At 64.8% G+C, this 11,070-nt stretch carries 11 protein-coding genes and 1 pseudogene; 3 read left to right on the top strand and 9 right to left on the bottom strand.

All coding sequences use genetic code 11. The features are described 5' to 3' along the window. Positions 1 to 1,265, bottom strand: a 1,265-nt coding sequence (locus Q7T45_RS07975) for a thiamine pyrophosphate-binding protein (protein ID WP_370691235.1), incomplete at its 3' end; no start/stop codon positions are given. Between the two features lie 204 nt (positions 1,266 to 1,469). Here Q7T45_RS07975 and Q7T45_RS07970 point away from each other — a divergent pair. Beyond that, the gene (locus Q7T45_RS07970) at positions 1,470 to 2,861 is read left to right on the top strand and encodes an MFS transporter (protein WP_304869470.1); all 1,392 of its coding nucleotides are present in this window, start codon (positions 1,470 to 1,472) and stop codon (positions 2,859 to 2,861) included. Between the two features lie 21 nt (positions 2,862 to 2,882). Here the strand turns inward: Q7T45_RS07970 and Q7T45_RS07965 are convergent. Beyond that, a pseudogene (locus Q7T45_RS07965) lies at positions 2,883 to 3,002 on the bottom strand (GFA family protein); the annotation flags it as partial. 114 nt (positions 3,003 to 3,116) lie between these two features. Next, the gene (locus Q7T45_RS07960; RefSeq protein ID WP_304869466.1) at positions 3,117 to 4,244 is read right to left on the bottom strand and encodes an alkene reductase; all 1,128 of its coding nucleotides are present in this window, start codon (positions 4,242 to 4,244) and stop codon (positions 3,117 to 3,119) included. A 173-nt stretch (positions 4,245 to 4,417) separates the two neighbouring features. On the opposite strand from Q7T45_RS07960, the gene Q7T45_RS07955 reads away from it, so the two are divergent. Beyond that, complete coding sequence (locus Q7T45_RS07955; protein WP_304869464.1) at positions 4,418 to 5,269, top strand: SDR family NAD(P)-dependent oxidoreductase; 852 nt, start codon at positions 4,418 to 4,420, stop codon at positions 5,267 to 5,269. 777 nt (positions 5,270 to 6,046) lie between these two features. Here the strand turns inward: Q7T45_RS07955 and Q7T45_RS07950 are convergent. The 5 genes from Q7T45_RS07950 to Q7T45_RS07930 all read right to left on the bottom strand — a co-directional run bounded on the left by Q7T45_RS07950 (position 6,047) and on the right by Q7T45_RS07930 (position 10,181). Next, positions 6,047 to 6,253 (bottom strand): hypothetical protein, encoded by a 207-nt coding sequence (locus Q7T45_RS07950; RefSeq protein WP_304869462.1) that lies wholly within the window; start codon positions 6,251 to 6,253, stop codon positions 6,047 to 6,049. 106 nt (positions 6,254 to 6,359) lie between these two features. After that, complete coding sequence (locus Q7T45_RS07945) at positions 6,360 to 7,334, bottom strand: quinone oxidoreductase (protein WP_304869460.1); 975 nt, start codon at positions 7,332 to 7,334, stop codon at positions 6,360 to 6,362. A 51-nt stretch (positions 7,335 to 7,385) separates the two neighbouring features. Beyond that, entirely contained in the window at positions 7,386 to 7,799 is a 414-nt protein-coding gene (locus Q7T45_RS07940) for a Rieske (2Fe-2S) protein (RefSeq protein ID WP_304869458.1), read from the bottom strand. 180 nt (positions 7,800 to 7,979) lie between these two features. Continuing rightward, positions 7,980 to 9,092, bottom strand: coding sequence for an amidohydrolase family protein (locus tag Q7T45_RS07935; protein ID WP_304869456.1), 1,113 nt, complete (start codon positions 9,090 to 9,092; stop codon positions 7,980 to 7,982). A gap of 24 nt (positions 9,093 to 9,116) precedes the next feature. Further along, complete coding sequence (locus Q7T45_RS07930) at positions 9,117 to 10,181, bottom strand: amidohydrolase family protein (protein WP_304869454.1); 1,065 nt, start codon at positions 10,179 to 10,181, stop codon at positions 9,117 to 9,119. Positions 10,182 to 10,298: 117 nt separating this feature from the next. On the opposite strand from Q7T45_RS07930, the gene Q7T45_RS07925 reads away from it, so the two are divergent. Continuing rightward, complete coding sequence (locus Q7T45_RS07925) at positions 10,299 to 10,622, top strand: hypothetical protein (protein WP_304869452.1); 324 nt, start codon at positions 10,299 to 10,301, stop codon at positions 10,620 to 10,622. Between the two features lie 3 nt (positions 10,623 to 10,625). On the opposite strand, the gene Q7T45_RS07920 is transcribed toward Q7T45_RS07925, so the two are convergent. Beyond that, positions 10,626 to 11,009: a cytochrome c family protein gene (locus Q7T45_RS07920; RefSeq protein WP_304869474.1), complete on the bottom strand. Its 384-nt coding sequence runs from the start codon at positions 11,007 to 11,009 to the stop codon at positions 10,626 to 10,628. Positions 11,010 to 11,070 lie beyond the last annotated feature (61 nt).

The following is an 11,070-nucleotide window of genomic DNA, read 5'->3' as shown; positions in this document are numbered from 1 at the left end:
GCCAGCGCGTGATAGCCGTAGCGGTCACGGTGCGGGCGCAGCGCCAGGATCTGGCGCGACGATGTCAGTCCCTCGTCGACCAGGATGGCATTGTCCGGCATCGCCTCCACCACCTGCAGCGCCAGCCAGTCCGGATCAATCGGCGAACGATCTCTTGCCTTTGAAATCTGTTCGACCAGCGTCTTGCGTTTGGCGGTCCAGTTCTTCGAGGCCAGCGTCGCGAGCCCTTGCTTCGCCCGCGTCTCCAGCGCGGCGCCGCCGCCGGCCTTCAGTGCCGGCACCAGCACGCGCAGGGTCTCCTTCACATCGGCCTTCAGCGCGATTTCGGCGCCGTAATTCTTGGCGAGGTCCCAGTCGACCAGGCCGATCTGCACGATCGGCATGCCGTCCGGCAGCGGATCGATCTCGCTGTAGACCGACATCCGCAACGGATCGGCGCCGAGCACGATCACCAGATCGTAGGGCGACAGCACCTCGCGCACCTGCTTCTGCAGCCGCGACAGCGCGCCCATGAAGCACGGGCTCTCCGACAGGAAGTGCGCGCCGTAGGGCGTCGAGCATTGATAGGCGGGCGCGCCCAGCGCTTCCGCCAGATCCGCTGCTTCCCGCAGCGCGTCGCTCTTGACGATTTCGTCGCCGGTGATGATGACGGGATTTTGCGCCTTCAGGATCCGCTGCGCCAGCGCCTGCAGCGACTCGTCCGACGGCCTGACCCTGGTATCGACGCGGGTCGAGCTGCCCAGTTCGATGCCGGCCTCGGCATTCAGGATATCGCCGGGCAGCGAGATGAACACCGGCCCGGTCGGCGGCGTCATCGCGATCTTGGCGGCGCGGCGAACGATCCGCGGCAGGTCTTCCAGACGCGTGACCTCCACCGCCCATTTCACCAGCGGCTCGGCCATCTGCACCAGCGGTCCGTACAGCACCGGCTCCATCAGGCCATGGCCCTGCTCCTGCTGGCCGGCCGTCAGGATCATCGGCGTGCCGGTGAAGCTGGCGTTGAACAGCGACCCCATCGCGTTGCCGAGCCCGGGCGCGACGTGGACATTGCAGGCGACGAGCTTGCCCGAGGCGCGGCTGTAGCCGTCGGCGATGGCGACCACCAGGCTCTCCTGCATCGCCATCACATAAGTGAGATCGGGATGTTCCTTCAGGGCGTGCATGATCGGCAATTCGGTGGTGCCGGGATTGCCGAACAGATGGGTGATGCCCTCGTCCTTGAGCAGCGCCAGGAACGCCGAGCGCCCGGTAATACGATTCATCAAATGTCTCCTCCTCCCCGCGGCTCGTTGACCTGCGGGTGCTGCCATCATGGCTGATCCGCACCGCCAGTTGCAAGGAAACGCGGTCATGGCTGCCCTGCGCCGGCACGCGCGCATCCGCTATTGTATTGGCGGCCGGTTGATTCATAGTGACCCTGCAAACCGCATGGCCGAAGGCCGTTTATCAGGTCTGGAGCACGCCCCGCGATGTCGGAAGAAGTGGGTTCGGCGAAGGGACCATCCCCGCATGATGGTCTGCCGGCCGAGCGCCGGCGCTGGGCGGTGGCGGCGATCTTCATCGCGGTCGCCGTGGCATCGCTCGATACCGCGATCGCCAACATCGCGCTTCCCGCCATCGCCGCCGACCTGCATGTCAGCCCCGCCGATGTCATCTGGGTCGTCAACGTCTATCAGATCGCGCTGGTGGCGACCCTGTTGCCGCTCGGCGCGCTCGGCGAAATCGTCGGTCACGAGCGAATCTATCTGGGCGGATTGCTGCTGTTCACAGTGGCGTCGCTCGCCAGCGCCTGCGCGTGGTCGCTGGAGAGCCTGCTGGTGGCCCGCACGCTGCAGGGACTGGGCGCCAGCGGCCTGATGAGCGTGAACACCGCGCTGGTGCGCTTCGTCTATCCGAGCCGCCTGCTCGGCCGCGCGTTCGGTTACAATGCGCTGACCGTTGCGACCGCGACGACACTCGGGCCGACGGTGGCGGCCGGCATCCTGGCGCTGGGGCCGTGGCCGTGGCTGTTCGCCGTCAACATTCCGATCGGCCTGATCGCGATCGCGATCGGATTGAAGACGCTGCCGCGACCGCCGCGGGCGGTTCACCCGTTCGATTTTCTGGGTGCCCTGATGGCCGCGGGATGTCTCGGTCTCATCATCATTGGAATCAGCGGCGCGGCGCATCATGCCGCCGTCGGGCTGGTCGGGGTCGCATTGGTGGTCGGGATCGTGCTCGGATGGCTTCTGATCCGCCGGCACGCCGATCATCCCGCGCCGATGCTTCCCGTAGACCTGTTCCGGCTGCCGATCTTCGCCCTGTCGGCGGCCACCGCCGTGTGCTCGTTCGTGGTGCAGGGGCTGGCGTTCGTCGCGCTGCCCTTCTACTTCCAGGAAACACTGCACCGCACCGCGGTTGAGACCGGTTTGTTCATGACACCCTGGCCACTGGTGGTCGCGATCATGGCGCCGATCGCGGGCCGCCTGTCCGACCGCTATCCGGCCGGGATCCTCGGCGGCATCGGCCTGGCGCTGCTCTGCGCGGGAATGTGGCTGCTGGCGGTGCTGCCAGCGGCGCCCACGACCGCCGATATCGTCTGGCGCATGGCGCTGTGCGGATGCGGATTTGGGTTCTTTCAGGCTCCGAACCTGAAGGCGCTGATGTCGAGCGCGCCGGCGGGCCGCAGCGGCAGCGCCAGCAGCATCGTGGCGACCGCCCGTCTCACCGGACAAACCATTGGTGCGGCGCTGGCCGCTTCCTGCTTCAGCTTCGTCGGCCGCGATGGCGCCGTGGTGGCATTGGCGCTGGCCGCGGGCGTAGCCGCGATCGGCAGCCTGATGAGCTTCCTGCGCCTGATCGCGATCCCGCGGCCCGGCTGATCGCGTCCGCCACCGCTCGTTTCAGAACATCCCCTCATGCTCGACGCGCTTCTTCTTTTTCGGGCGCTGCCAGACCACGCCGGGAAAACCTTTCAGCGGCCCCAGCGGCTCGCCGGTATACGTCCACTCCTGCAGCTGCTCGAGCGACGCGTAGGGTGGGCAAAGGCGCGCTCTTCGCGCCGTGCCCACCATCTTCGTTCGACAATATCAAATGGTGGGCACGGCGAAGACGCCTTTGCCCACCCTACGATTGCGTCACGCCTTCTCCAGCTCATCATGAACAGGGTAATCCGTATACCCCGCGACATCGCCGCCATAGAACGTCGCGCGGTTGTACGGCGTCAGCGGGAAACCGTGCTGCAGCCGGCGTGGCAAATCGGGATTGGAAATGAAAATTCGTCCGAACGCGATGGCGTCGGCGTGGCCGGCTGATATCGCCGCGTTCGCGGTCTCGCCGGTGAAGCCGCCGGCGGAAATCAGAACCCCGCTCCACATCGGCCGAAACAGTTCCATCGCCGACGGCACGTTCTGCCAGTTGACCTCGGCGCGGCCGGCGCCGCTGGAGCGCGGCTCGACGAAATGCAAATAGGCGAGGCCGAGCGGATCGAGCGCCTTGATGACGTGGCTGTAGAGCGGCATCGGATCGGGCTCGCCGCTGCCGTTGGCGATGCCATAGGGTGACAGCCGCACGCCGACGCGGTTGGCGCCCCAGACGCCGATCACGGCCTGCGTGATTTCCATCAGGAAGCGCGTGCGGTTCTCGATCGAACCGCCATACTGGTCGGTGCGCAAATTGGTGTGCGACTGCAGGAACTGCTCAATGAGATAGCCGTTGGCGCCGTGGATCTCGACGCCGTCGAAACCGGCCGCCATGGCGTTAGCGGCGGCCTGCCGGAAGGCCTCGACCACGCCGGCCACTTCCGATGTCTCCAGCGCGCGCGGCGTCTCATAACTCGTCGACTTGCCGTCCGCCGTTCCCGTCTTCAACTCGGCCGGAATCGGCACCGCCGAAGGCGCCACCGGCAGCACGCCGCCGGGCTGGAACGAGGAATGCGAGACGCGGCCGACATGCCAGAGCTGCAGGAAGATCACGCCGCCCCTGGCGTGAACGGCATCGACGACGTCGCGCCAGCCCTTGATCTGCGCGTCCGTATAGATGCCGGGGACGCCGGGGCTTCCGAACGCGGTCGCCGCCACCGGCGAGGCTTCGGCGATGATCAGGCCGCCCGAGGTGGCGCGTTGCGCGTAATATTCCACGTTGAGCGGCCGGGGCGCCAGCGAGGGCTTTTCCGCCCGCATCCGCGTCAGTGGCGCCATCACGACGCGATGCTTGAGCTGATACGGTCCGATGGTGAGTGGTGAAAACAACGACGTCAATTTCATGTCCGCCCCGGTTGATTGTTCTTGAAATGGCTGTGTAGCCGGTTCCCGCCGCGCGCAAAAGGCTGGCCGGGCGAGATCGCCTGATATGAAGACCTCCCATGCGGTTTCGTGCATGGTGGGCGGGCCGCATCGCCATCGTCAGGGATGCCGCGCATAAAACTCAGGAGGAACGCGTGTCCCATCCAGCCATCGCCCCCAACCATGTCGCCGTCATCACCGGCGGGGCTTCCGGCATCGGGCTTGCCGCCGCGATGCGCTTTGCCGGTCTCGGCATGAAGGTCTGCATCGCCGATCTCGGCGGCGACCGCCTCAAGGAGGCCGAAGCGAAGCTGGCGTCCGTGGCGCGAGGCGCGTCCGCCGATATCATGGCCATGGCGGTCGACGTCAGCCGTATCGAACAGGTGGCGGAGCTGGAAAACGAGGTGCGCAGGCGGTTCGGCTGCGCCGACCTCCTGATGAACAACGCCGGGATTCAGCCCGGCAGCACGGCGTTCGGCCCGCTGGAGAACTGGCAGCGGATTCTCGGCGTCAATCTGTGGGGCATCATCCATGGCTCGCAGGTATTCGCGCCCCGCATGATCGAGCGCGGGCGGGCCGGCCTGATCATCAATACCGGCTCGAAGCAGGGCATCACCACCCCTCCGGGCGATCCCGCCTACAATGTCTCCAAGGCCGGCGTGAAGGCTTTTACGGAGGCGCTGCAGCACGAGCTGCGCAACACGGCGGGCTGCAAGATCAGTGCGCATCTCTTCATTCCCGGCCACGTCTTCACCGCCCTCACCGCCCGCGGCCGCACCGAAAAACCCGCCGGCGCCTGGACGCCGGAGCAGACTGTCGATTTCATGATCGCGCGCGTGACGGCCGGCGACTTCTATATTCTCTGCCCCGACAACGACGTGCCGCGCAGCCTCGACGAACGCCGCATGCTGTGGGCCGCCGGCGACATCATCGAAAACCGCCCGGCGCTGTCGCGCTGGCATCCCGATTACGCCGAGGCGTTTGCGAGGTTCGTGAAGGGGGAGTAGCTGTCGTCCCTGCGAACGCAGGGACCCATACGCCGTGCCGTCGAGATTGTGTATGGTGTGAACGGGCTTGTTGAACCACAGCGCCATTGCGTCAGATGACCGGGGTTATGGGTCCCTGCGTTCGCAGGGACGACGCGAGAGGGTTTTTCGAACACCACGGCAAACACACCCTCGCGATCTCGCGGCGCGATGCGTCCGAGGTTTGCTATCAAATCTCCTTGCCCTCCAATCAGAGGGCGCGGGGAGGCCGGGCGCCCGATGCGCCCGATAGCCGCGTGTGCAATGGGTAGTGGTAGAGCGCACACGCGTTAGTCAGGTCACACCGGAATCACCCGGCACTCCCCGCGCAATGGTTTACGGCTTATACGTGGTCTCCCCGGTGAGCCCTGCACTTTTGCCACCGTCGCCCGCGCTGCCTTAAGCTGCGAACTTGACACCAGCATCTGGGGTGTCAGGACCATACGATTTCGCCGTCCACTTCCGGCGCTCGGGTCTAGAGCGCCATCCGCGTCCACCGCATCCCCGTCCCGCATTGGTGACCTTGCGCAACGCCCCTCTGAATGGGACGGGATGGCGAAACATATAGCTTGATTTTCAATTCCGAAAAACAGAAATATTTTTACCGAAAGGGCTTGACATCGATTCCGATAAACCGAAGTGATTTGCCCGACGGGATACAAGCACCGATCCAATGGCGCAATCGGGGGCGGACGATGTGGTGGCCCCGGATTACGCAAGGGCTCCATCCGGGCTACGGGCTTCGGAGGAGCGTCCCGATCACAGCGTCTCTTGCTTGTGCCCGCATTGCTTGCAGGCGAACTTGACCCGGGTGGCGCCCTTTTCCGCCGAGATGCGGTTCGGCGCGCCGCATTTGCCGCAGGTGGTTTCGATGCGGGTATTGCCCTGCTTCACCACCAGCGCCTTGCGTTCCATGGTTTCGCGGATCAGGCGCTCGGCCTCTTCGCGCATCGCCTGCTTGTCCATCCGCTTCCACCTGTCGTGTTTGCCAAAGCAACCTTACAGCACCCGTCTCGCTTTTGCGAGACGGGTCGGTAAAAAGTCACGGTTGAAACCGTGCCCACGCAGTCCCTCACACCGTCAGCACCGTCGAGCCCGTGGTCTTGCGCGCGGCGAGGTCGGCGTGGGCTTTGGCGGCGTCCTTCAAGGGATAGGTCTGGTGCACCTCGATCTTGACCGCGCCCGATTTCACCACGTCGAACAGTTCGTTCGCCATCTCGACGAGCTTCTCGCGCTTGGCGGCGTAGGTCACCAGCGTCGGGCGGGTGACGTAGAGCGAGCCCTTCGCAGCCAGCAGGCCGAGGTTGAGCGGATCGACTGCGCCGGAGGATTGCCCGAACAAAGCGGCGACGCCGAGCGGCGCGAGGCAGTCAAGCGATTTCAGGAACGTATCCTTGCCAACGGAGTCGTAGACCACGGGCACTTTCTTGCCGCCGGTGATTTCGTCGACGCGCTTCACGAAATCCTCTTTGGTATAATTGATCGTATGGGCGCAGCCATGGGCCTGCGCGAGCTTTGCCTTCTCGTCGCTGCCGACGGTGCCGATCACGGTGGCGCCGAGATGCTTGGCCCACTGGCCGAGGATTAGGCCGACGCCGCCGGCCGCGGCATGCAGCAAAATGGTGTCGCCGGCTTTGACCCGATAGGTCTGGCGGATCAGGTATTGCGTGGTGAGGCCCTTCAGCATCATCGCCGCGGCGGTCTTGTCGTCGATGCCATCGGGCAGCTTGAGCAGGCGATCGGCCGGAATCAGCCGGGCTTCGGCATAGGAGCCGATCGGTGCGGCGCCATAGGCGACGCGGTCGCCGGGCTTGATATCCGTGACGCCTGCGCCGACCTCCTCGACCACGCCCGCCGCCTCGCCGCCGAGCCCGCTCGGCAACGGCAACGGATAGAGCCCGGAGCGGTTGTAGATGTCGACGAAGTTCAAGCCGACCGCGGTGTGGCGGATGCGCGCCTCGCCCGGACCGGGCTTGCCCACCTGCACCTCCTCCCAAACCAGAACTTCGGGACCGCCGGCTTTGTGAAAACGAATGGCATGCGTCATGGATGGGCTCCTTGGGGTGAGGTAAAGTGAGAGGGAAATGGTGCGGGCTGTTCAGGTCTCGATAATGACGTAGCTGTCCTCGATATGGACAGGAAAGGTCTCGGCGACATAGGGGCCTTTTGCCAGTGTCTCGCCATCCTCGATCACGACGGGATAGGTGCGGACCTTGACGCGCTTCGGATCGAACCAGGACTGGCCGTTGCGCATGTCGAATTCCCAGCCGTGCCAGCCGCAGCGCAGGAGTTCGCCGACCCGCGAGCGCTGATAGACGCCGGGCTCGGGCGAGGTCAGCCGTGCGACGCAGGCGGCCTTGTCGAGCGGCGCACCGGCATGCGGGCAGCGGTTGAGCAGCGCGAAGAACTCGCCGTTGACGTGGAACACGACGACGTCGCGGCCGTCGACGTCGACCACCTTGTTGCCGCCGGGCGGGATCTCACTTGTGCGGGCGACGATATGACGGGTCATGCGAGTACCTTGGAAACACAAATCGGTATTGCTGCCCATCCTTCGAGACGCCCGGCTTCGCGGTGCTTCGCCGGGCTCCTCAGGATGAGGTTTAGCCTGTTGCAACAAAACAACCTCATGCTGAGGAGCGAGCAGCGCGAGCGTCTCGAAGCATGGGCAGCAAGCACCTCACCGACCCGATCACAGCTTGTAAACCCCGCGGGCGTTGCTGTTGAATATTTTCCGGCGTTCGATCTCGGTCAGCGGCGTCTTGAAGGCATAGCGCGGATCGTCGAAGTCCCAGTGCGGATAATCAGACGAGAACAGCAGGCGGTCGACGCCGACCCATTCGATCAGCGAGCGCAAATGTTTCGCCTCGTCGGGTTCGTCGATCGGCTGGGTGGTGAACCAGAAATGCTCCTTGACGTATTCCGAGGGCCGGCGCTTCAGATGCGGCACCTCGCTGCGGAACTTTTCAAAATGCTGGTCCATCCGCCACATCGTCGACGGGATCCAGCCGAATCCGCCCTCGATGAAGACGATCTTGAGTTTTGGAAACTGCTCCGGCACGCCTTCGATCACGAGGCTGGTGAGCATCGCCGCCATGGTATGCGCGTTGCTCTGGTGCTCTTCGGCGTAATAGGACGGCCAGCCGCCGCCGGTCGGCGCGTGCCCGCCATAGCCACCGACATGGATGCCGAGCGGCAGGCCGAGCTCCTGCGCGCGGGCATAGATCGGCCAGTAGCGATGGCGGCCGAGCGGCTCGTTGGCGCGCGGCGAGACGTTGATCTGAATGTATTCGCCTGTTTTCGCGCAGCGGTCGATCTCGGCGATCGCCAGTTGCGTATCGTCCTGCCCGACCAGGATCGAGGCTTTCAGCCTGGGATCGCGGTGCGCCCAGAACGCCAGCTGCCAGTCGTTGACGGCGCGCTGGATCGCCGCGCCGAAATCGAGATTCTGCTGCGAGAAGATGAAGAGATCCAGCACCTGCAGGATGCCGAACTCGACGTCGAATGGATCGAGGTGCTGCTTTTGCATGAAGGCGAGATCGGAGCCCGGCACGCCGCCGGTCGGCGGCCAGGCGTCGCGCCGCGCGATCAGCGGCGAGGAGCGCGGATAGGGCGTGGTGCCGATATAGGGCGTGCGCAGATGGCTGCCATAGGTCTTCAGATGCTCCTGCCAGCGCTTGGGCAGGAACGGATTGAGATCTGAATGGGCATGGATGCTCGGATGGATGTCGCAATCGATGATCCGCAGCCGACTTTTCGCGGGCGCTTCCTGCCCTGATAGCGGGCGGTCGATGACGTCGCTCATGCGATCCTCCTTCGGTAGCGTAATCTATGCGGCCAGAGACAGCCGCGGGAAGGTTTCAAGCGGATTGTCAGCACACATGCGTTGCACCAGACTGGCCGGCAGATGCTTTGGGATGGCGTCGTCGCCGTCGAATTGCCAGTGCGGATAATCCGACGAGAACAGGAACATCTTGTCGGAGCCGATCATGTCGATGATGTCGGCTACCCCCGCCGCGTCGGGCGGCGAGTCGAACGGCTGCGTGGTGAAGCGGATATGGTCGCGCATGATCGATGCCGGCTCGCGCTCGACCCAGGGCACCTCGACGCGAACGCCGCGCCAGGTCTTGTTGGCGCGCCACATGAAGGCCGGCAGCCAGCTGATGCCGGATTCCATCAGCACCACCTTGAGGCCGGGGAATTTGCCGAACACGCCTTCGTAGATCAGGCTCAACACCTGGGCCTGGAACGCCTGCGCCTCCGCCATGTAATATTCGTAGCGGTAGGACGGCCAGCCGACCGAGCTTGGCGCCTGGCGGTACTGGCTGCCGGCGTGGATCGCGATCGGCAGCTTGTATTTTTCCGCCACCTGCCACACCGGCCAATAATGCCGGCGACCGAGCAGGCTCTCGCCCTGCGCCAGCACCAGCACCGAAACAAAACGGTTATCGGAGGCGCGGCGCTCGATTTCCTCGATCGCCAAGTCAGGCGCCTGCATCGGCACCACGATCGACGCGCGCAGCCGCGAATCCTTCGAAAGCCATTCCGCCGCGATCCAGTCGTTGATCGCCTTGCAGAAGTCGGCCGCCATATAGGGATCGAACACCGCCTGGGCGCCGTACAGCACATTGCAGATGGCGTGGCTGGCGCCGAGCTGGTCGAACGCGCCGCGCTGCACCATGGCAAGGTCGCTGCCGGGCTTGTCGCCATTGGCGGGCCGCCAGTCGGCCCGGCCGGACAGCGGCATGTTGGGCGGGTAGGAATTGAGATCGAGGCCGTCGATGGCGCGGCTGACCACCTGTTCTTTCCAGTGGTCGCTGAGATAGGGCAACAGCGTGGTGCGGGTTCCACCGACGGCCGGATGGATATCGCAGTCGATCCGCGTCGCCGTCATGCGCGTTTCCCTGAAGTCTCATTCTTGGCAGGCGCTTCGCGCCGCGGCGCAAATGTGCAGCCGGCGGCCGGGAAGCGCAAGGGTCGAAGGAGGGTCGCGCCGGATGGCAGCCATGTGATGGCGGGCCTGCTGTCGTTCGCACCCGCCATGGCGCAATCGACCTTCACGCCGCGTGACGAAAGCCCGGAGGATTTTCCGGCCGGAGCCGGCCGCGATGAAACCTTCTATGCCTGCACCGCCTGCCACGGCTTCAAACTCGTGGCGCAGCAGGGCATGACGCGGACGCAGTGGGACGATTCCATCAGCCTGATGATCCGCCGCCACAATATGCCGCCGCTCGACGACAAGGATCGCGCGGTGGTGCTGAACTATCTCGAGGCGACCTATCCGCCGCGGGCGCCAGCCGCGCGTGGCGGCTGGCAGAACCCGTTCGCGAAGTGAGGGCTACTTCTTCTTCCCGGCGGCATCGAACTGCTTGAGATAGGCGAGCAGGTCGTTGGTCTTCTGCTCGTCCTTCAGGCCGGCATAGATCATCTTGGTGCCCGGGATCTTCGCCTTGGGGTCCTTGATGTATTCGCGGAAGGTGGCCTCGTCCCAGGTGATTCCGGAGCCCTTGTTGGCGGCGGTATAATTATAGCCCTCGACGGTGCCCGCCTTGCGGTCGATGATGCCGTTCAGCTGCGGTCCGACACTATTTTTCGCGGTCTCGCCGATCTGGTGGCAGGCCTTGCACACGCCGAACACCTTCTCGCCGGCCGCGGCATCCTGAGCTCTGACTTCACCGGCGCCGGCAACCGCCAAAAGTGCAACGAAAACAAACCCTCGCATCCTGTTCTCCTGTTTTAACAGCCCGTTGGGGCCGGGAATCTTTGGCTGATCGGCGTCGAGC

The organism is Bradyrhizobium sp., from assembly GCF_030646015.1.
In the GTDB taxonomy this organism is placed as follows: domain Bacteria; phylum Pseudomonadota; class Alphaproteobacteria; order Rhizobiales; family Xanthobacteraceae; genus Bradyrhizobium.
Note: the sequence above shows the minus strand (reverse complement) of the source record. Positions and strands in the feature narration are given on the sequence as shown.

Bases quoted from the DNA above. Each gene is read 5' to 3' on its own strand.
- Q7T45_RS07950 (WP_304869462.1), bottom strand. From the start codon at position 6,253: ATGGACAAGCAGGCGATGCGCGAAGAGGCCGAGCGCCTGATCCGCGAA.
- Q7T45_RS07925 (WP_304869452.1), top strand. From the start codon at position 10,299: ATGGCGGGCCTGCTGTCGTTCGCACCCGCCATGGCGCAATCGACCTTC.
- Q7T45_RS07940 (WP_304869458.1), bottom strand. From the start codon at position 7,799: ATGACCCGTCATATCGTCGCCCGCACAAGTGAGATCCCGCCCGGCGGC.
- Q7T45_RS07960 (WP_304869466.1), bottom strand. From the start codon at position 4,244: ATGAAATTGACGTCGTTGTTTTCACCACTCACCATCGGACCGTATCAG.
- Q7T45_RS07945 (WP_304869460.1), bottom strand. From the start codon at position 7,334: ATGACGCATGCCATTCGTTTTCACAAAGCCGGCGGTCCCGAAGTTCTG.
- Q7T45_RS07970 (WP_304869470.1), top strand. From the start codon at position 1,470: ATGTCGGAAGAAGTGGGTTCGGCGAAGGGACCATCCCCGCATGATGGT.
- Q7T45_RS07930 (WP_304869454.1), bottom strand. From the start codon at position 10,181: ATGACGGCGACGCGGATCGACTGCGATATCCATCCGGCCGTCGGTGGA.
- Q7T45_RS07935 (WP_304869456.1), bottom strand. From the start codon at position 9,092: ATGAGCGACGTCATCGACCGCCCGCTATCAGGGCAGGAAGCGCCCGCG.
- Q7T45_RS07920 (WP_304869474.1), bottom strand. From the start codon at position 11,009: ATGCGAGGGTTTGTTTTCGTTGCACTTTTGGCGGTTGCCGGCGCCGGT.